We start from the raw sequence: 21,320 nt of genomic DNA on the forward strand, positions 1-21,320 counted from the left end.
CCCTCCGGGATCTGCAGGTCCCCGACGTGCACGGCGTCGCCGAGCTCGAGATGCGAGATGTCCACGTCAATGTGGCTCGGAATCTTGTCCGGCAGGGCCTTGACCGTCACTTCGCTCACCGGCTGCTCCGTCACGCCGCCCGCGGCGATTCCCGGCGCTATGCCTATGATGCTGATCGGTATGCTCGCCTGGACCGGCTCGTCCATCGAGATCCTGTGGAAGTCCACATGCCTGATCTTCTTGCCGACGGGCTCTCTCTGGATGTCCTGTATCATGGCCGGGTGGCCCTTCTCCAGCTTGCCGTCAACCTTCAGGTCAATGAGGGCGAGGCGTCCTCCCGGCGTCTTGAGCAACTGGACCATATCCTCGAGGCTGAGCTCGATGGACTTCGACTGCACGCCCTTGCCGTACAGGGTCGCCGGTATCTTGCCGTCGTTGCGGAGCTTCTTGGTGTAGCTCTTGCGGAAATCTTTCCTCGTCTCCGCCTGGAGTGAGAGTCTCATATAGTACAACCTCCTGGTCGAGTGCGGGTCAAATCATCTTGTCGGCGCGCGCCCGGATCGCGTCCTCTGCACTCGGTCGTGGATAAGTACGCCCGCGGAGCATACTTAGAGCGGCTCTCGTGCGGGCGAAAAGGCGTCACGCCAACGCGCAGTATACCAGCGCCCCGCCCGAAAGTCAAATTCGCGGAGATCGCGAAGCAGTTCACCGTCGCGGCCGGCGCTGTCATTCTGAGCAAAGCGACGAATCTCGCCCGGGCTCTCCGCCCCACTCCGGCGCGAGGGAAGCTACCGCTCGAGCCTCGGGGACTTCGGGCGCTGGACCGGGACCAGAAAGACCTCTTCGCCGGCGACAGTCTTGACCGACCCGCCCGCGCGCACGATCTGCTCCCGCGCGATCCTCTCCGTCGCCGCAACCACCCCGTCGAACGTGTACGGTGTGTGGCTGAACAGCTTGTCCGCCATCAGCGGCAGCCCGGACTTGTACCTCTCCGGCAGCGCGTCGAAACCCTTGATCGTCGCCAGGATGCCGGCCGCGTTCGACGGATTGCAGTCGGAGTCCTGCCCGCACCGCGTCGAGATCTCCATCGTCTTCTCGAGGTCGCCCTCGCCGTAGAGAAGGCCCATGACGATGTATGCGCCGTTCACCCGGGCGTCTATGTTGAAGTTGCCCGTCGAGCAGCGGCCCGTGGGATGCGCCACCCACTTGTCCTCGATCTGTTTCCACGTTGCGCGCCAGTCGGTCGGGTTCTTTCTGTGCCAGCGTATCACGTCGCGGATGGCGGCGGAGTAAGTGCTCGTCAGCGGTATGGACCTGAGAGCGAGATCAACGACCTTCGGCACGTCGCTCTCAAAGAACGCGTGAGAGTACATCGCTGCCACGAACATCCCGCCGTAGAGCCCGTCGCCGTAGTTCATGATCCGCCCGAAACGCTCCCCGAGGGTGTTTGCAGACTGCGGCATCCCGGGATTGAGCAGGCCGAAGAGGTCGGCCTCGATCTGGAAGTCTATGTCGTCGCAGTGCGGGTTGTTGTCCTTGTGCCCCGATGCAGGCGGCATGATGCCCGCGCGCACGTTCTCCCTGCCCTGCTTGTTCGCGTGCCAGAGCTTGAACCCGGTCCCGGCAAATGCCTTTCCGGCTTCCTCCCATGTGATGTCGAGGCCGTACTTCTCGATCGCTTCCAGGAAGCTCATCTCGACGTAAATGTCGTCCTGCCCGAGCGATTCGACGATGCGTTCGGGCCTCCACGCGGGGATGTCATCCTCGTAGATGCGTCTCTGCGCCTTGAACTCGGTCGGCCCGCCGTAGACGACGCCGATCATCTGGCCGAGCCACCCGGCCTTCATCTTGTCCGTGTAGTCGCGGGCCGTCAACTCGCGATACTCGGCAGCCGATGCGATCCCGCCGAGCAGGATGATCGCGGCAAGGGCTATGAAAAGGGCTCTCGTCAATGTCTTCCTCCGGGGCCGACGGGACCTGTTGAGTCTATACGACCCGTGCCGGCCATCACAGGTTTCCGCCAGTCCCGTCGAATCTCCTTCGTGACAACCGCGCTCAATCCGGGTACAATATGGCGGTGCGGGAGGAACGGCGATGGCTTTCCTTGATGAAGTGGCTCAACACGGCAAGGTCCTGCGCGACCTCATCGAGTTCTACCGGGGCGGCAGTGGCGCCGACCTTCTGACGTCCGCCGCGCGCGCTATGTCCCGGCGGCCCAGGAGCCTCACCTTCACAGGCATGGGGACGTCGGAGTTCGCCCCGCTCATCATCCGCGACTATCTTGGCGACAAGTGCCCCGTGCCCGTGGTCATCTGGGAGGCGGGCGAACTGCTCCACTGCGGCATCGAGAGCATCCGCGACGACGATGTGCTGATCGCCGTCTCGCAGTCGGGCGAGAGCGTGGAGACTCGCAACGTCGTCCGCCGCCTGCGGGAGCTTCGCGCTCTCATCACCGTCACCAACGACGCCGATAGCACGATGGCGCGCATCTCCCGCCTCGACCTGCCGATGCTCGCCGGCGAGGAGGCCTCGATATCGAACAAGACCTACGCGAACAGCATGGCCGTCCTGCTGATCCTGAGCCGCGCGCTCGCGTATCGGGAGGCCGATGCCGTCCTGGACTCGCTCGATACGATCGCGGACGGGATGGACACCTTCCTCGCGAACCGGCGATCGGAGATAGACGAGGCCGCATCCCTGCTCAAGGACGCGCGGACCGTCTACTTCGTCTCGCGCGGTCCGGCGATGGCGGCTGCAAGGCAGGCGGCGCTCACCTTTCAGGAAGGCGCGCACGTCTTCACGACCGCGCTCCCCGGCGGGAGCATGAGGCATGGGCCATTCGAGATTGTCGGCCCGGGGCATCACGCGGTCGTGTTCGCCCCCGAGGGTCACGGCGGTGACCTGGTTAGGAGCATGGCGCGCGAGATGGCGGAACTCGGCACCAAGGTCGTGCTGATGACCGCCGTCGAGGTCGAAGGGCAAGAGAATCTGGCGAGTATCGTGCTCTCACCCGGCGATCCGGAGTTGTTCTCTCTCGCCTGCGCCGTGCCGCAGGAGCTTCTGCTCGATCGGATGGCATCCGACCGAGGCTTGACCGCGGGCGTCTTCCGGCGCGGAGCAAAGATCACCGCCAGGGAATGACGGGGCTGCGAACTAGCTCATCTTCTCCAGAAGTAGCCGAATGCTCTTGTCATTCTGCTCGACGCGTCGAACCAGTTCCTGTATGCTGTCATCCTTCGCGCTCGCCGCGGGCGCCTGCCCTTCGGCGTTCGTCTGCTTGAGGATCTCGATGATGAGTTGCTCCTGGTGAGCCAACTGTCTCAGGATGGTTTCGACTTCCTCTTCGGCCTTGACGTTGATCTCGAAATCGTGCTGGGCTGCCAGGCGGTCCTTCTCCGATTGCCGGTTCTGGCTCATCATGACGATCGGCCCGGTGTACGCGGCCTGGAAGCTGAGCACGAGATTCAGCAGGATGAAGGGATAGGGGTCCCACGCGTGAAGGTAGCCCGGGTGCAGTTTGATCATCACGGCCAGGTAGACGTTGACCGCCATCCATAGGATCAGGAACAGGCTCTGCGTTATGATGAACGGCCAACTGCCGATCACGGCGGTCACCGTGTCGGCCACGCGCTGTCCGGGCGTGCGCTGTTGCTCGTACTCCACGTTCACGTTTCGGACCGGCGGATGATCGTGTCTGTATGCCGCCGCCGGCCCCGTGGGCTCGGGATTCTCTGCCACGGCAGGTCCTCCTCTCTTCGATCTCGGTCCTTCGAACACGGTAGTAGTCAGGCTCCGCGGGAGAGTCTCTATCCGCCGGAGCATCCGCCGAAGCGCTCCCAGTGGAGCACCTCTGCGAGCGCCCTTTTCGCCGGGCTGGGCGTCTGTTCCGGGTAGCCGACCGCGATCAGCGAGACGAGGTTGCGGTCCTCCGGCACGCCGAGCAACTGCCCGATCCGGGGCGCGTACTCCTTCTTGTCGCCCGCGACCCAGCAAGAGCCGAGCCCGTGGGCGCGCGCCGCGTTCAGGATGTTCTGGGTTGCCGCCGAGCCGTCCTCCAGGTAGTACTTCCCGTTCAGGCAGAAGACCGCGATGCACGCGCCTGCCTGCTCGATGAACTGGCCGTGATCGCTGATATCCGCGATCTGCTTCTTCACGCCGGAATCCGTCACGGCGACGAACGCCCACGGCTGGACGTTTATCGCCGACGCCGCGAGCCGTCCGCAGTCAACGATGTCCTCGATGATCTCCTTCGGCACGGGCCTGTTCTGATACGCCCGCACGCTCCTCCTGGTCTTCAGGCACTCTATGGCATCCATGTTCGTGTCCTCCCGTTGACAGATTCTAGGGCCGTCGGCCTACCTCCTGCACGCGCGAAGTTCCTCCAGTCTTGACGAAATCATGCCAGAATGGTAATATAACGTTGAAGCAATCGGCTGCGGTCCAGTCAATATGCACTGGCAACACGGGCCGATCCTCGCGAGCCGCTGGCCAGGCTTTCAACGAGCGTGAGACCCTGGAGCAAACACAATATGATCAGCAACAGATCCTGCCGGCCAGCGTCGTGGCTCTCGATACTGCTTTCGGTCGCTTTCCTCTCTTCCGCCGCCCGAGCCGTCTACGTCCGGGAGATGCCCGTCAAGCTCATGCAGCCGGACGGGCAGGAGATACAAGCCTACGTCACCGGCGACGAGTTCTACCGCTCTGTACACGACAGAAATGGCTATGTGATCGTACCGGATGCCAAGGGTGAGTGCTACGTCTACGCAGTCAAGGTCGGCGATACCATCGGTCCGTCGGCGTATGTGGTAGGCAAGAGCGATCCGGTTCAGCTCGAGCTCGTGCCGAACGTCCGCCCGTCGGAGAAGATTCTCGCGGAATATCGAGCAGAGCGCCTCTCAGTATTCGCCGCGCCGAGCAGGAGCATCAACTCGGGCACGCCGACGACCACCGTGATCAACAACATAGTGATCTTCGTGCGGTTCAGCGGCGAGTCGGAGTTCGGCGATCCTATCACGACGTATCAGGGACTCTTCACCAACTTCGGGACCGGCGTCAACTCAATGCGCGCCTACTATCGCGAGGCGTCCTACAACCTGCTGGACGTCAGCTCGACTTTCTACCCCGCCCCGTCCGGCGGCATGGTCGTCTCCACGGTGGACTCCCATCCCAGGGGATACTATCGGCCGTGGAGCGCGGCGAATACCATCGGCTATACCAACAACACGGAGCGCAACACCCGGCACACCGCATTGCTGAAGAATGCGGCCGCGGCTATTGCCGGTCAGGTGCCCGCCGACCTCGACATCGACGAGGACGACGACGGCAACGTGGACGACGTCTGCTATATGTTCTCCGGCACATCGGATAACTGGGCCGATCTGCTCTGGCCGTGCTGCGGCGCGCTCAGCGGCGACACCGTCTACATCCGGGGAAAGCGCGTCTGGACGTTCAATCAGCAGTTCCGCGATTGGATGTTCGGCAGCAGAGCGGTTGGCGTGCTCGCGCACGAGATGTTCCATGCGCTCGGCGCTCCGGACCTCTACCACTACAGGGAGGACCAGCAGTTCCTTACCCCGGCCGGGCCTTGGGACCTGATGGAGAACGACCGGAACCCTCCTCAGCACATGACGGCGTACATGAAGTACAAGTACGGCGGCTGGATCGGCGCGATCCCGCAGATCACTACAGCCGGCACGTACACGCTCCATCCGATCACGTCGTCCACGAACAATTGCTACAAGATCGCCTCGCCGAACTCTGCCACCGAGTACTTCGTGGTGGAGTATCGCAGGAAGACCGGTACCTTCGAAAGCTCGATCCCCGGTTCGGGACTCATCGTGTACCGGATCAACCCGGCGTACAACGGAAATGCCGACGGCCCGCCGGATGAGCTTTACATCTATCGCCCGGGCGGCACCACCGATAAGAACGGCACGGTGAACTCCGCGAACTACAGCGAAGTCGTGGGCCGGACGCAGATCAACGACTATACCAACCCGAAGAGCTTCCTCAGTTCCGGTGCGAACGGCGGCCTCGATATCTCCAATGTCGGCGCGCCGGGCGATACCATCACATTCCAGATCGGCATCAACCAGGCGCTGACACCGAGTCTCAGCCCCGACGGCGGAGTCTACGCGACCGGGCAGACCGTGACGGTCACCTGCGCGACGCCGGGAGCCACCATCCGCTACACGACGAACGGATCCGAGCCGACGGTGCTTTCGCCGGTCATCGCGTCCGGGGGAACGATCAGCGTCGGTTCGACCCAGACGGTCAAGGCGAAGGCATGGGCCACCGGGCTGAACCCGAGTTTCACCAAGTCGGCGAAGTATGCCATCCAGAACCGCGTCTACGTAGACTTCGACTCGCCGGGTCCGACCCTGGACGGCACCTCCTGGGCCACCGCCTTCCACCTGGTTCAGGATGCGATTGACGTCGCCAATGCGGGTGTTGACGTGTGGGTTGCGTCGGGTACGTACGTCGAGAACATCACCATGAAGGACGACGTTTCGCTCTACGGTGGGTTCAGGGGCACGGAGACTGCTCTCAGCCAGCGAAACTGGGTCAAGTACGTTACGACACTGGATGGCGGCGGAGACGGAACGGTGGTGACAATCCCGAGCGATGCTTCCTCCTCAACCAGGCTGGAGGGCTTCACCATTCGGAACGGGATAGGTACTGTCGGATGGGACGGCAAGCGCACCGGCGGCGGCATACGCACCGGCTACGCGGTTGAGGCCAGGATCGCCTTCAACATCATCAAGTCGAATTCGGCCGATTCGGGCGGCGGAATCTTCTGCGACGACATGGCCAAAGCCCAGATCTACAACAACGTCATACACTCGAATACCGCGACGGACGGCGCAGGCATCCACTGTCACTTTGAGGCATACACGTCCATCGTTGGCAATACTATCGCCTACAATACGGGGTCAGGCAACGGCGGAGCCATCTACCTCGATGACATATACAGCATATACCAGCCGACGATCAAGAACAACATGATTGCCTGGAACAGCTCGGGAATATATGTGGATAATCCGATGTCGGCTCCAGTCGTTCAGACCAACTGCCTCTGGGGCAACACCGCCTATGCCTATCAGGGCATACCCGACCAGACCGGCTCGAACGGCAACATCTCCGCCTATCCGATCTTCGCTGATTCCGCGGCGGGCGACTTCCACCTCCGCCCCGGCTCGGGTGGCATTGATGTGGGCTCGACAATGAACCTGCCTCTTTTCACCGACCGCGACGGCGGAGACCGGGCCTGGGACGGCAATCAGGACGGTACGGTTCTTGTTGACTGCGGGGCCTACGAGTTCAGGCGGTACTATGTGAAGTACGACTCGCCGGGTGTCCAGGACGCGAGTTCCTGGACGAAGGCTCTGCACACGATCCAGCCGGCGCTGGACGCGGCGGTCTGGCCGGACGAGGTCTGGGTCGCGCGTGGCACCTACAACCAGCACATCACTCTTAAGGACGGCGTGGCTCTCTATGGAGGGTTCGCCGGAACGGAGACCAGCCTGGGCTCGCGATTCTGGTGGCAGAACGAGACAGTCCTCGACGGCGCGGGCGCCCCGGGTTCCGTGGTGATCGTCCCAGTATACGCCGGCCCTGCGACACGACTCGACGGCTTCACGGTGATGAACGGGAGCGCGACCAACGGCGGTGGGCTCTGGTGCGGCAGCGGATCGTCCGCGGCCATCGCAAACAACAAGATAGGCCCGAACAATGCCGCATACGGGGCCGGAGTCTACTGCGATTACTCGGGCGTCCTGCTCGCGAATAACCTGTTCACGTCGAATACCGCATCCGTGGCTGGTGGGGCGATGTATCTCTCGTACTCTCCCGCGACCGTGAGCTACAACACGATCGTCGCCAACACAGCTCCGGGTGGGGGCGGCGGTATCGTCTGCTATCACTCCGACCCGGCGATCTCGAGCAACATCGTGGCGTTCAACAGCCAGGGCGTCTACGGCGTGACCGCGTCGCCGACATTCAGCAACAACGATGTCTACGGTAACGCCGGCGGAGACTACTCCGGGGTAGCAGATCCGACCGGCGCTGGCGGCAACCTGTCCGCCGATCCCAGGTTCCTCGGCAGATCCGACGGCGACTACCATCTCACCGACGGTTCGCCCTGCATAGACACCGCCAGGCACACCGATCGTCCGATCAGCGACCTAGACGGGCGCGGGCGCAGCATAGATGGCGATGGCAGCGGAACGGGCCTGGCGGATATCGGCGCATACGAGTTCCGGAGGGTCTACGTCAAGTGGGACTCCTCCGGGGGATTCTTCGACGGAAGCGCCTGGCCGACCGCTTACCACACCGTCACGGACGGCCTGAACGCGGCAAGGTCCGGCGACGAAATATGGGTCGCGGGCGGAACATACAACGAGCGCATTACTCTGAGAGACGGCGCCGCGCTCTACGGCGGTTTCTCGGGCTCTGAGACCTCGAGGATCCGACGGAACTGGCCGGTCAACGAAACGATCCTCGATGCCGGTGCGGGCGGCAGAGTCGTAATGGTGCCGGCGGGCTCGAAGCCGTCTACGCGCATAGACGGGTTCACGCTGCGCAACGGCCGGACAACGATGTACGGAGGAGGCATCTACATTGACCAGCAGTCCCGGGCTTGCGTCGAGAACAACCGTATAATCGGCAACTCCTCCAGCGGCGTGACTTCAGGCTGTGGCGGCGGGATCTACAGCTACATTGCGAGTCCTACGATTGTCAACAATGTGATCGCCGGCAACTCCGCGACCGGTTCTGCGATGGGTACCTATCGCGGCGGCGGCGTCTGTCTCAGCGGGGCCGCGCCTACCGTCATCAACAACACGATCATCGGCAACAGCGCGAACTATCTCAAGACCGGCGGGGACGGAGGCGGATTGTACCTCGAGAGCACCTCGGCGGTTCTCCGCAACAACATCGTCGCCTTCAACAGCTCCGGAATCTGTAAGAACACCGCGGGCGCCCCGGCGCTCGATCACAACGATGTCTACGGCAACACATCCTACAACTACTCGAACCTCGCGGCCGGATCGGGCGATATCTCGAGTGATCCACTCTTCGTCAGCAAGGTCGGTGGCGACTACCATCTCCTTGCCGGTTCGCACTGCATTGACCGTGGGGCCGGCACGGACGCCCCCGGCGCCGACCTGGACGGCCTGATCCGGCCGCTCGACGGCGACGGCGACGGTACGCCGGTCGTAGACATCGGCGCGTATGAGAGCCCCGCTGATCTCGCCGGCGCGAAGAAGTCGCTGGCCGATGGACAGCCGGTCGCATTCGCGGGTGTCTCGGTCACGGGGTGCTTCCCCGGCGATCTCACCCAGGTCTACGTGGGAAAGCCCGACCGCAGTTCGGGGATCAGGGTGGATTACGTCGGACCGGCGCTCGCCGAGGGGCAGATAGTCAGCGTCCTCGGCGTCATGGCGACGGCCCCGTCAGGCGAGCGGTATGTGAACGCGGCCGACGGTTCGATCAAGCTCGCCGGCGGTTCGCTCGTTCTCAACCCGCTCGGACTGACGAACAGGGCGATGGGCGGAAGCGCGAGCGGTCTCCAGCGCGGAGTGGCCGGAAGCTCGGGTCCCAACAACGTCGGCATGCTCGTCAAGACCTGGGGCCGCGTCACCGGCACGGAGTCCGGCCTCGCATGGCTAGACGACGGATCGGGGGTCAGCAGTCTCCTCTCGCCCATCGGCATACGGACCGATCTCTCGCCGTCGGGACTCCCGAAGCTGGCAGCCAACCAGATCGTCGAGATCACCGGGATCAGCTCGATCGCGCAGATAGGGCGGGGCGTCTACTGCAGTCTCCTGAGACCGAGACAGGCATCGGATATCGTAGTGCTGCAGACGCCGGTCGCGTATGTCTACAACTCCGACAGCGCCGGGGCGAGTGAGTTCAAAGCCCTGCTGGATAGCGAGGGCTTCCCGACCGACCTGATCGGCGTCTCGGGCGTCGCGACGGCCGATCTCTCGAGGTACGCCCTGATAATCCTCGGCTGGGACAGCGGCTCGTGGACGAACTCGGCGGCGGTGGCGAACGTCAACAGCTCGTTGAAGCCGGTCGTCGGCGTCGAGACCGGCGGCGCGAACTTCTTCGGCAAGCTGTCGCTGAACATCGCCGTGAACAGCTACTACACGGGCAATATCATGATGGCCATGCAGTCCTCGAGTCCGATGTACCATCAGCCCTTCGAGGTGGCAATCTCGCCCGTCGGGGCGGTCACCGTCTCGACCAACGCCTCCGGGTGGTACGGATACAAGGTAATGAGCCCGGTGCCGGCCGGGGTCGAAGCGTTCGGCAGCCGTGTTGGCGACCTGAACGGAATCATGCTGGCGAGAGAGAGCGGACGGTTCCTCTACTGGCCGTTCCGCGACAAGCCGAGCCTGCTGACCGACGACGGCAGGCATCTCTTCATCAACGCGTGCTGGTACGCGCTGAGATAGGCCGCAGCCATCCTCCCTCCCCTGAGAGGGAGGGGGTCAGAAGAGGGGCCTCGCGGACTCATGACGGTTTAGTACGTCACGGGCTGACCGAAGTCCAGAACCCTTTCTCCGACCTCTCGCGCAGGAACTCGAGCGCCTGGGGCAGGGTGGGGATACCCGTCCGTCCGCCGAGGGCGGTACACTTCATCGCCGCAACCGCGCTCGCGAACTCGACCGTCTCCGCGATCGTCCATTCCCTGGACACGCCAAATGAGAGCGCCCCGTGGAAGACGTCGCCCGCGCCGGTGGTATCTACTACATCCACCTCGAACGCCGGCTGGTAGAACGTGCCCCCGGCCGTCACGAAGACGCATCCCTCGTCGCCCATGGTGACCGCCGAGAGCTTCCGGCGACCGCCGAAGAGCGCCCGCGCCCCCGCCTCAGGGTCGTCCTCACCCGTGAATGTCTTCGCGAACCGGCGTGAGACCGCGGCGTAGTCGGCGTGTTCGATCATCACCTCGGACCCGGACCGGGCAGTCCCTCCGTCGAACACCACCGGAACGCCCGCTTCGTTCGCCCACTGAACCGCCTGTGCTGCCGCAAGAAAATCGTGGCCGTCGACGTGGAGCACCTTGGCGGAGAGGACGTGCTCCCGGTTGATCTCCTCCGCCCTGAGCGACGGGATTTCCGAGCGTGTCCAGTAGATCGTCCGCTTGCCGGTATCGGCATCCACGACGATGAACGCGAACTGCGACTGCGCGCCCGGCTCGATGACCATCTGAGATATGTCAACCCCCTCAGCGGCAAGCTGGTCGAGTATGAATCTCCCGAAGTCGTCGTCACCGGTCTTGCCGACGTGCGACGCGCGCCCGCCGAGGCGCGCCACGGTTACCATCGCGGTCGCGCACGGGCCGCCGCCCTGCCTGGTGAACTGTGTCAGCTCGACCTTCTCGTCGAGTTCCGGGTACCTCGGCACGATACCCAGGTAGTCCGTCGCGCTGTATCCGATACCTATCACATCGAACATCTCTTGATCTCCCTGCCCATTTTGTCTGTGCGAATCCACAGCGCCTCGCCGGTGAACTCATAGCCGAGAAACCGCTTTGCCCGGCCGATCGCCTCCGGGTCGTGGCAGACGACCAGGACGTCCTCGTACTCCGGCAACCGGATCGAGATCGCCGACACCTGCCCGGAACCGGGATGCTTGCCGGCGATCAGGCAGTGGATCGGCCGCGCCTCAGGCACGATCGCAGCGCCCTTCGACGGGTACAGCACCGTTTCGAAAGCGGCGGGCGTCGCGCAGGATCGGGTGAACACGGCGGTCGGCGACGGCTCGCGGATATTGTACAGCGGCGCGTAGTATCCCAGGATCGGCCGGTCCTCGCCTTCGACGAGTCGCGCCTCCGCGCCGTCCGCGCGCACCACCGTCAGGTTCGCGTCGTCGTTGAGCGTCCGCGCGGTCCCCGGCTCGACCGCGACCTCGCCGGGCATGAAGTGCCACATCTGCTCGAACTCGTGCTCTCCCTCGCCCTTCAGGACGTCTATGACGATCCAGTACTCCGGCTTGATAAAGAATACCTTGCGGATATGAGTGACCGTCTTGTCGTTCTCAACGCCGAAGCCGTCTTCGTAGACGCCCTCCGCGTAGTCGAAGCCGTCATTCGAGACCCACCGGCATCCGGGCGCGGGCTCGCTCACGATCCAGTTGCCGCGGTCCACGCCCCTTCGGTACTGGCCGTGACCGTCAACCAGGATCGTGTTGTGAGCGCCCGTTCCCTTGAACGGCGCGCCCTCGGCCGTGTAGGTGAAGCGCCCCGGATCGACGACGAACGGGCGTCCGTAGGCATAGACCTCCAGGTTGAGCTTGTCCTCGTGCTGGTGGCCCGCGCCGTAGGGTCCCGCATCCATCATCAGGTAGAGGTCCTGCGCCCTCATGCACGAGATGCCGGAGTACGGCAGGAAGACCGACTTCTTCTCGGGCTTGATGTCGAGCAGGCCCCTGATCTCGGGTATACTGTCGCCGCCGATCTTGCGGGCAGGTTCCTGCACCCTGCGGAGTATGTCATGCTGGTCGGCGTCGTTCAGCATCGGCGCCTTGCCGTCCGGGCGGCTGACCCCGGCGCTCCACCGGAACATCAGCGCCAGCCGGTCGGTGTACTCCTTCGGCAACTCGAAGTTGCCGGCGGCATGCATCAGGATCACCGGGTGAAGCAGGTTCCACAGGCTGATGCTGTGGTAGGATGTCGTCAACTCGAACTGCGCTCCGTCCGGGTAGACCTGAGTCGCCATCTGCTTGACCAGCCGCTCGACGGCGGTGTCCCGCCACTTCTGAGCGTCCTTGAACTCGGGGAACATCGCGCCGACGTGGAGCAGGCCGTTCGTCTCCATGAGCAGCCAGTTCCCCCCGCCGGAGTGCTTCATCAGGAAGTCCGCGTGCTCCGCGAACGACCTCAACATGAGGATTCGGGAGTCCGTGGTGAAGCTGGGCGAGTCCTTGAATGACTGCCAGCCCATCTGCCAGGAGTTGAACATCCTGATGCCCGCCTCGAGGGTGCGCCAGGAGTTTCTGCTCGTCCCGCCGTCGTCCGCCACCGGATTGCTGATGATCCAGTCGGTGACGATCTCGTCGAATGCCCGGGCGTACTTCTCGTCGCCCGTCCGAAGATAAGCCCGCCCGAGTTCGAGGAAGTACGTGTGCCGGTTGAGCAGCCAAGTGTACTCCCTGTCGCCGTAGGGCACGACGGCCCAGTCAATCCTGCGCTCATACTGAGCGGTCTTGCTGCTGATCGTGAACCTTCGCGCGAGGACGTCGTCGGCGGTTGTGGAGTCGAGAGATGGATAGAGACCGCCCTCCGGCGGCTCCTTGCAGTACCATCCGGGCTTCGCGCGCGTCCTGTAGTACTGAACGATCCGCTCCTTCGCCTGCCCGTAGTCGCCCGACTGAACTGAAGCCTTGACCGCCTCCAGGCCGGGGTAGTCGAGGTTCACCAGATCGAAAAAAGCCTTCGCCTGAGAGTCATCCATGGCGGCATGTCCTCCGACAGAGCACATGGTCAGCAGCAGAACAAGTGCACATACTCTCATCTTGTGCTACTCCCATACCAGGCTCGCGGCCCCGACGAGGCCCGCGTTGTTGCCCAACTCCGCGCGGACGATGCGCACCGGGTCCCACTCGCCTCGGAGCGCGTACTTCCGGGCGACCTCGCGAGACGGATCGAGCAGCGCGTCGCCCAGCACCGCCACTCCGCCGCCGATCACGATCATCGCGGGGTTGAGCAGGTTGAGCAGGGATACGAAACCCCAGCCAAGATACTCTCCCGCCTCGCGTATGACCTCGCCGCCGAGGTCGTCGCCGACCGCTTCGCACATCAGGCTCGAACTCCGCGGCTCGCCCTGCCTCAACCGCTCGATGAACGGGGAGTTGTAACTGCGAATCTCAGCCAGCTCGATCATCCGACCGAGGATCGCCGTCCCGGACACGTACGCCTCCAGGCATCCCCGGCTCCCGCAGTTGCACTGCCGCCCGTCGCAGTCAATCACCATGTGCCCGATCGAACCCGCAACGCCGAGCGCGCCGTTGATCAGCCGCCCGCCGGTCACGATGCCGCCACCGACTCCCGTCCCGAGGGTGAGGAGCACGAAATCCGAGACGCCTTTCGCTGCCCCGAAGCGACCCTCGCCGAGCGCGGCGGCGCTCCCGTCGTTCAGCACCCTGGTCTTCACGCCGAACCGTTCCTCGATGATCTCGGTGATGCGGGTGCCCTTCCAGCCGGGGAGCAGGTCGGTCGCGTGGATGACGACGCCCGTCCTGGGGTCTATCTGGCCGCCCGACGCTACTCCGATGCCCTCGATCTTTCCGCCGGCGGCACTCCTCAGTCTCGCAGCCGCGTTGACGGCGCGGGACATCACGGCCTCCGCTCCCTCCGATGCGCGCGTCGGGCACTGGATGCGCTCGGTGATCGCGCCGGATCGGTCTACCAGTCCGCCCGCGATCTTCGTCCCGCCTATGTCTATGCCGATGGTGAACATGGTGACTCCAAGTCCGATGTGTCTGACGCGTCTGACCCGTCAGACAGTTGCCACCCGCCCGGTCTGAGCCGACTCCGTGGCGGCCAGGCACAGCCTCACCGCGAACGCCGCCTCATCAGGTGTGATGGTAGTCGGCTTAACGCCCTCACGGATGCACTCCAGGAAATAGACGATCTCGTTGAAGTAGCCGCCGAGCGATGAGACGTTTCCGCCCGCCTCAGCTGTCCCGGCTTCGACCGTCGGAATCTCCGGGTACTCCTCGGGAGCGCCCGACGGACGCACGATAACCGACGGACCGGCGGTCAGGTCGAACTGCACCGATCCCTTCTCGCAGACCACGAGAAGCTGGTTCGTGAACGGGAAACCGTCCGGCATCGCGAGAGAGCCCTCTGCCTGGCTCGTCATGCCGTCGGAGTGGCCGATCAGCGTCGTGAGCGCCGTATCGAGTGCGCCCGTCGCCGTCCGGACGCCGGTTGACATCACATGCGTCGGGCGGCCGAGTATCCAGGTCAGGAAATCGAGGTCGTGGATATGCAGGTCGAGGATCGCCCCTCCGCTCCGAGCCGGATCCTGTAGCCATCCCTGCCAGGCCCACGTCGCCGGGGAACTGAGCCGACGGGCGGACGCCCAGACCGGTTTCCCGAGCCGTCCCAAGTCGAGCACGGACTTCACGACCTGCAGGTCCGGCCAGAACCGGACGACATGCCCGACCTGGAGCTTGATACCTGCATCCTTCGCCGCCAAAACGATCCGCTCGCAGGACTCGTTAGTGAGCGCGAGCGGCTTCTCGCAGAAGACGTCCTTCCCGGCGCTGATCGCGGCCAGGACGTGCTCCTCGTGCAGGTAGGTTGGCGTGCAGATGTCCACCGCGTCAACGTCCGCGCCGTCGAGCAGCGCCCCGATGCTTGCGAACGTCCGACAGCCCCACTTCGCGGAGGCGTCGTCGCGGCGGTCAGCCTCGACATCCGCAAGTGCGACGACCTGCCCCTTGCCGGACGCCGCGTAGCACTCGGCGTGCATCCTGCCCATGAATCCGTAGCCGATAAGTCCGATCTTGATCATCTCTGGCCTCCCGAAAGGAGTTTCCTTGTGGGCGCGGAGGTATCCTTCGGCCTCCGAGTATTCCGCAATCAGTGACCAGTTGTCCGAAGCCTGCTCTCATCGCTGGTTACTGGTCACCGTTTCCTCAGCCACAGCCAATACTCGATGTTCCCGCCGCCGCCGATGTATGGTGAACGCTCTTCCCCGAGGACTTCGAACTCCTCCGGGACCTTCGACCGCACCGCCTCCAGCACATCGGGGATGCGTTCCTCCGGCAGAACCCCCCGATTACCTTCCGCCTCATACTGCGGCTTCACTAGCGAGAGCGCCTGCCCGCCCGGCTTAAGGATGCGCGCCATCAGTGGGAGCGCCAACTCCTGCTTCGTCCAGCCGAGGTCGCCGACCGCCAGATCGAAGAGTTCGGGCGGCGTCCAGTGGAGCGCGTTCGTCCGCTCGACGACCACCACGCGCTCGTCGGTCCGCAGCTTCCACGCCAGCAGACCATAGGAGGTATCCACGGCATACACCCTCGCCGCGCCGCCTTGGATGAGCGCGTCCGTGAACCCGCCGACGTTGCATCCCAGGTCGGCGGCCACGAGGCCGTGCACGTCTATGCCGAAATGCTCCAGAGCGAACTGGAGTTTCAGCCCGCCCTTACCGACAAATGGGCAGTCCTTCGGCCGGTTCTGTTTCGATCGTTTCATCAGCGCGCCTCATGGGTAATCTTTGATGATAAGCAGGCCATTGTCCTGCATCAGAAGGCGCGACGATGGACACTGCGACACCTATCTCCAACTCTCGAGGATTCAGATTCTGTGCTCTTCTCGCCTTGATGCTCATCGGATGCGCGACATCCCTAAGGTGCGATATGCCATCTCCCTGGAAAGCCTGGCAACCGATCGTGGTCCGGGGACGAGAGGCCCGCGTGTGGGGGCGCGACTACCGGCTCGATGAGATCGGCCTTCCTGCGCAGATCACGTCGGCGGGCGAACCGTTGCTCGCCCGGCCCGTGAGCCTCGATATCGCCGCCGACGGTCAGGCAGTCCGGTGGACCAGGACCTCCGGCCACTGGACTCGCGCCGGTTCGACCAGCGCCCGGTACGCCTTCAGCGCCGATTCGCCCCACCTGACGCTCAAGATCGCCGGCCTGATCGAGCCGGACGGGATGTGGCGCTTCGACGTGGACCTCATCCCGAAGCATCCCCTCAGCCTCGACCGCCTGCGCCTCGTGATCCCGCTCGACCCGGCGCACGCGGGCCTCATGCACTGGTATCCCCTGCCGAGGAACTGGCCGAATGTCACGTTCTTCGACCGCGCTTACCAGAACTCCGGCGCTCGGCCCAGGGAATGGGAGTCGCCGTTCACGCCTCTGGTCTGGATCGGCGATGAGGAGCGCGGCCTCGAGTGGTTCTGCGAGTCCGATGAGACGTGGAGGCCCGAGGGATCGGCGCTCACCGCTGAGGAGTCCGGCGGCGCGGTCGTCTTCACGGCCCACGTGATCGAGCGCCCGACTGAGCTTTCGGAGCCGTATCGCCTGACGTTCGGGCTGCAGGCCGGCCCGGTGAAGCCGAAGTCGCCGCTGGTCGTTCAGGGCGATGTCGGCTATGGGCATTGGGCGACGTACGAGAACACGGACGCCGCTCGGCTCGAGGTGTCGAAGGGCCAGGGCATGAAGTTCGTCGGCATGCACGAGGATTGGACCGACCTCCAGGGGATGCCGAGGGTCACTCAGCCGGAGAAGCTGCGCCGTCTGGCGGATGACGTCCATGGCGCGGGCATGGGCCTCGTGCTCTACCATTCGCTCGCGCTGCCGGACACAGCGCCGGAGTTCGGCACGCTAGCTGACGACTGCCTCTGCGAGCCGAGGACCGCGAACTACGTTCACTCGCGGCAGCCCGATCAGCGGGATTACCCCGTCTGCCATCGGAGCGCGTATCCCGCGATCTGGGCGGAGGGGATCGAGGGCCTCTTCCGGGAGTACGGCATCGACGGCCTGTACCTCGACGGAGCGGCATGTCCGATCCCGTGCGCGAACCAGCGGCATGGATGCGGCTATACCGACGCCGAGGGGAAACTGCATCCCACGTATCCGATATTCGCGGCGCGCGAGACGATGAAGCGCCTGCGGACGATCTGCGAGTCGCAGTCGAGGCCGACGCTGATCGTAGCGCACATGTCCGCCATGATCACTCTGCCTTCGCTCTCCTTCGCCGATGTGCTCCTCACGGGCGAGCAGTACTGGAAGTCGCCGGAGGACTACCGCCCGCCGATCGAGTTCTTCCGCGCGGAGTGCATGGGGCACAATCACGGGATACCGACTCACTTCATCGGTTATCCGCCGCTGAATGGGGACTACGCCCGCACGATGATCGGCCTGCACAACGCGCCGAGCCCGTGGTGTCCCGGCGGCGTGGATATGTGGCGCATCTACAAGGATTTCGACGCCGACGGCGCGAGGTTCACGCCCTACTGGGCCTTCAGGCCACTCGCCTCCGCCGATGTCCCGGACGCGCTGGTGTCCGGCCTGGTGCATCCGGATGGAAGGGCGCTGCTGGCGGTCGGGAATCTGCGGCAGTCCCGGCAGGCGGTGACGATCACCCTCGGGGCGGAGGTCGGCAGGTTCAAGTCCGCGAAGGATCCGCTGACCGACGCGAAGCTCGACATCGTCTCAGGCACGATCCGGCTCGACCTCGGTCCGGAAGCGCTTCAGTGGATTCTGCTCGATTAGGCTGGTAGAGAGAAGGGGACAGACGATGCTGAAGGAGAATGTTGACAATTCTGATAGGGCTGCCTAGAATGGACGCGAGTCAACGGCAGCCTTGCACTGTCGCCGGGACGATCTCTGGGCAACACCGACGGAGGAATCAATGATGCTGACACGTTGCTTGTCGCTCTGCTGCGTACTGCTCTTCTGGAATGTGCCTTCTTCTACGGCCAGCCAATGGTACTCCGGAATCGTCCACGTGCACACTACGTTTTCCGACGGGTCGGACAACATACCCCAGCGCGTGGAAACGGCGAGGAAACTTGGCTACAAGTTCCTGATAGTCACCGACCACTACGAGCAGATCAACTCCCTGGAAAAGCCGACCGCCAAGTACGGCGGCAATCTCGCGAACCCGGCGGCAGTTGACATTACGTTCAAGGACTATCGCCGCAACTGCGACGAGCAGACCACTGACGGCGAGTTCGTCACGATCCCCGGCGCGGAGATCCAGGCGATCTGGAAAGCCGAGTCCGACACTCAGGACATGTCTCACACTCTAGCCCTGGGGCCGCTGGGGGAGTCGGGCTCGAAAGACCTTGATAAACTGCTGTCGAAACAGGGCAGCCAGCGAGAGATCATCTCCTGCGTGAACGGCAAGATGAGGATGCTTCCCGTGGCGGCCCACCCGACGCTCATCTCGGAGAAGTCGTTCCCCAAAGTCTGGGAGTGGCAGCGCTGCCGGTACGACCTGCGCAGTCCCGAAGCCTATGAAGGCATCCGAGGGGTGGAGTTCTTCAACTCCGAAACGCCCGAACAGGACCGCGGGGTGCTCGACTGGTATATGTCCCTCATCCGCGATGAGATGAAGAAGCCACAGAACAAGCGCAAGACCATCCTCGTGACGGCCGGGTGCGACAGTCACGGTTGGAAAGACCTCAAGGACCTGGAGCGCTGGCTGCGCGTCACCCGCGTGTGGGCCGATGAGCTTACATCCGAAGGACTGCTGAAGGCGCTCGGAGAGGGGCGCTGCTACGCGTCCGCAATGGGCGCTTACCTGAAGGAAAGCAGTCACCTGCCCGGCGGGACCGCACAGAATGTCGGCATCCCGACGTTTCGCTTCACGGTTGCGCTGCCTGCGCGCTCGGATTCCTTCCTGAACTCGATTGTCCGGAATTATGGGGTTACTCTGAAGGTTGCCACCGAACTGCTCTCAGAGAAGATCGGTACCACCGATATCGTTATGTATCGAGACGGCGTGGAGGTGCCTGAGTCGCGTAAGAGCTTCAAGGGTACGCCCACGAGTGTATCCTACGAATGGACGGACAAGAGTGCGTCTCTGGGTGAGCACTGGTATGTTCTTTGCGTCGACGGATTGCTGGTGACTTCGCCGATAGCGTTGAGGGTGACCGGAAGGGTGACTGACGATATCGCGCAGATCATAGCCTTTCTGCGCAAGCACAACAAACCGGCGCTAGTCGGCTCGGTCGTCAAGACCATGGAGCAAGAGGGCTATCACGTCGAACACGTTCTGTACGGCGATCACGAAACGGGTGCTACTAAGATCATGATGAAGGGATTCTACGATTTCCTTATCATGGCAGATATCATCCGCAATGAAGCCGTGGAGGCGCGACTTGGTATGATAGATTACCGTGATGGGTTTTGGTGGAGCAAGGATAACGGTTTCTCGAGCACCTGTGACCACGAAATGGGTAGCGCCTACTACCAACGGCTCTTGGATAAGATACTGGCTAACTTCACGGTGACTGAGATAGGTGTTGAACTTCAGACCCTTGACGACGAACTCATGAGGCGGATGGAAGCTGAGCTTGGACCTGCGGACGAGAAGAGCCGCATCTGGGGTGATGGTGCCGGGCACGAGAGCGGACCCTGGGAAGCAGAGTGGGGAAAGCCGACCAGGTTCCAGCTAAACCCCTGGACAGACAACTACAGGATATACGCCGCTTGTGGCGACCCTCCTCCGCTGCGATTGGCGGATCTGTTACCATACGAGACGGACGGATTCCCGTATTCGCCTGGCTTCAGGATCAACCCCCCTGATGCCAAAGGTGTATACGTTATTAGTATGGTTGCCATATTCAACGCGGGAGTCAATGGACCGCCGATATCGGAACAGCTTCGGGGATACTACAAAGATATTGGCCACTTCAAAGAACTAGCCAACGCATGGATAAGGTCCAAAGGATATGACCCGAGCAAAATGAAAATCCGCTGGGACTACACCAAGTATTGACACGCATTCAAGAGCGGGAAGGCATCATCTGTGGCGCGGGTCAGATACGCCGGAGTGCCGCTTCAAACCGCTCGGAGTAGATGCCATCCGCGTGGCGGTTCATACCCAGGATCCTCTCAACGAAGGTGATCCCCCGGGTCGCCTGGTTTCGCGCGCTCTGCGACCGATGGCATTCCAAGAGCGACGCCTTCCACAAGGCTTCGTCCTCGCCGAAAGTCACCTCCACGTTCGGATGGAAGTCCTCGGACTTCGGATCCTCGTTGCCGAGCGCCAGGAGCGGCCGGGTCACCGAGTCGGCCCACTGATCGAACCACTCGTACACCAGCCGATGGGTCGGATTGGAATCCTTCCCATGGGGCAGGAGTACCACATCAGGTTGCAGGCGGTCGAGCAGGGAGGTCACCGCGCGGCGATTGGCATCAGTCAGGGCAAGCTCGCCCTCGTCGGTTTCCTCTGCCTCCAGGAAGTAGAGCCGGTCCGACGGCAGACCGAAGAGACGCGCCGACTCGCGCTGTTCGGCCAGGCGCACCTCGGCCTTCATCCGCCGATCAGGGCCGCAGAAGTCGTCGGTAACGCCGGACCAGCCCGAGGTGACGACCGCCCAGTGCATCTCCCAGCCGCTATCGGCCAAAAGACGAAGGGTCACCGCGATCGCATCCGGATCGTCCGGATGAGGGGCCAGTGCCAACGCGATTCCTCGATCCCAGGCACCCGGCGCCATCAGGCGGATGAACTCAGGGCTCCCACACTCCCATACACCCATACTCCCGCACTCCCACTCCTCCATTCTCCCCTTCTCCCACTCCCCCCTTCCCATCCATTGACTGGCGCGGGGACTTCGGGTATAGTA

The 21,320-nt window shown here is 63.3% G+C and carries 14 protein-coding genes; 4 read left to right on the top strand and 10 right to left on the bottom strand.

Going from position 1 to position 21,320, the window contains the following annotated elements; genetic code table 11:
• Together KBC96_06515 and KBC96_06520 are read right to left on the bottom strand one after the other, a co-directional pair.
• On the bottom strand, window positions 1-503 hold a 503-nt coding region (locus KBC96_06515), incomplete at its 3' end, for a 50S ribosomal protein L25 (GenBank protein MBP6964042.1).
• A 285-nt stretch (window positions 504-788) separates the two neighbouring features.
• On the bottom strand, window positions 789-1,952 hold the full coding sequence (locus tag KBC96_06520; protein ID MBP6964043.1) for an ADP-ribosylglycohydrolase family protein: 1,164 nt from the start codon (window positions 1,950-1,952) through the stop codon (window positions 789-791).
• A 142-nt stretch (window positions 1,953-2,094) separates the two neighbouring features.
• Here KBC96_06520 and KBC96_06525 point away from each other — a divergent pair, with 142 nt between their 5' ends.
• Window positions 2,095-3,141, top strand: coding sequence for an SIS domain-containing protein (locus KBC96_06525; GenBank protein MBP6964044.1), 1,047 nt, complete (start codon window positions 2,095-2,097; stop codon window positions 3,139-3,141).
• Between the two features lie 12 nt (window positions 3,142-3,153).
• Here KBC96_06525 and KBC96_06530 read toward each other — a convergent pair whose 3' ends face one another.
• Window positions 3,154-3,822: a DUF1003 domain-containing protein gene (locus tag KBC96_06530; GenBank protein MBP6964045.1), complete on the bottom strand. Its 669-nt coding sequence runs from the start codon at window positions 3,820-3,822 to the stop codon at window positions 3,154-3,156.
• Window positions 3,807-4,316, bottom strand: a complete 510-nt coding sequence (locus tag KBC96_06535; protein MBP6964046.1) for a nitroreductase family protein — start codon at window positions 4,314-4,316, stop codon at window positions 3,807-3,809. The genes KBC96_06530 and KBC96_06535 overlap by 16 nt, the downstream gene beginning before the upstream one ends.
• 213 nt (window positions 4,317-4,529) lie before the next feature.
• On the opposite strand from KBC96_06535, the gene KBC96_06540 reads away from it, so the two are divergent.
• On the top strand, window positions 4,530-10,460 hold the full coding sequence (locus tag KBC96_06540) for a M6 family metalloprotease domain-containing protein (protein ID MBP6964047.1): 5,931 nt from the start codon (window positions 4,530-4,532) through the stop codon (window positions 10,458-10,460).
• A gap of 76 nt (window positions 10,461-10,536) precedes the next feature.
• Here KBC96_06540 and KBC96_06545 read toward each other — a convergent pair whose 3' ends face one another.
• The 5 genes from KBC96_06545 to KBC96_06565 form a co-directional block, all read right to left on the bottom strand.
• A complete protein-coding gene (locus KBC96_06545) occupies window positions 10,537-11,466 on the bottom strand; it encodes a sugar kinase (GenBank protein ID MBP6964048.1) in 930 nt (309 codons plus the stop codon).
• Complete coding sequence (locus KBC96_06550; GenBank protein MBP6964049.1) at window positions 11,454-13,463, bottom strand: alginate lyase family protein; 2,010 nt, start codon at window positions 13,461-13,463, stop codon at window positions 11,454-11,456. The genes KBC96_06545 and KBC96_06550 overlap by 13 nt, the downstream gene beginning before the upstream one ends.
• Before the next feature lie 66 nt (window positions 13,464-13,529).
• Entirely contained in the window at window positions 13,530-14,468 is a 939-nt protein-coding gene (locus tag KBC96_06555; GenBank protein MBP6964050.1) for an ROK family protein, read from the bottom strand.
• Window positions 14,469-14,507: 39 nt separating this feature from the next.
• A complete protein-coding gene (locus tag KBC96_06560; protein MBP6964051.1) occupies window positions 14,508-15,530 on the bottom strand; it encodes a Gfo/Idh/MocA family oxidoreductase in 1,023 nt (340 codons plus the stop codon).
• Window positions 15,531-15,643: 113 nt separating this feature from the next.
• Window positions 15,644-16,213: a methyltransferase domain-containing protein gene (locus KBC96_06565; GenBank protein MBP6964052.1), complete on the bottom strand. Its 570-nt coding sequence runs from the start codon at window positions 16,211-16,213 to the stop codon at window positions 15,644-15,646.
• 164 nt (window positions 16,214-16,377) lie between these two features.
• Between KBC96_06565 and KBC96_06570 the strand changes: the two genes are divergently transcribed.
• Window positions 16,378-18,237 carry a hypothetical protein gene (locus tag KBC96_06570; protein ID MBP6964053.1) on the top strand — a complete coding sequence of 620 codons (1,860 nt, stop codon included), beginning with the start codon at window positions 16,378-16,380 and terminating at the stop codon, window positions 18,235-18,237.
• Window positions 18,238-18,376: 139 nt separating this feature from the next.
• Window positions 18,377-20,470, top strand: a complete 2,094-nt coding sequence (locus KBC96_06575; protein MBP6964054.1) for a hypothetical protein — start codon at window positions 18,377-18,379, stop codon at window positions 20,468-20,470.
• Between the two features lie 40 nt (window positions 20,471-20,510).
• Here the strand turns inward: KBC96_06575 and KBC96_06580 are convergent, their stop codons facing one another.
• On the bottom strand, window positions 20,511-21,257 hold the full coding sequence (locus KBC96_06580; protein ID MBP6964055.1) for a PIG-L family deacetylase: 747 nt from the start codon (window positions 21,255-21,257) through the stop codon (window positions 20,511-20,513).
• Window positions 21,258-21,320 lie beyond the last annotated feature (63 nt).

The sequence above is a fragment of the Armatimonadota bacterium genome, from assembly GCA_017993055.1.
Classification (GTDB): domain Bacteria; phylum Armatimonadota; class UBA5829; order DTJY01; family DTJY01; genus JAGONM01.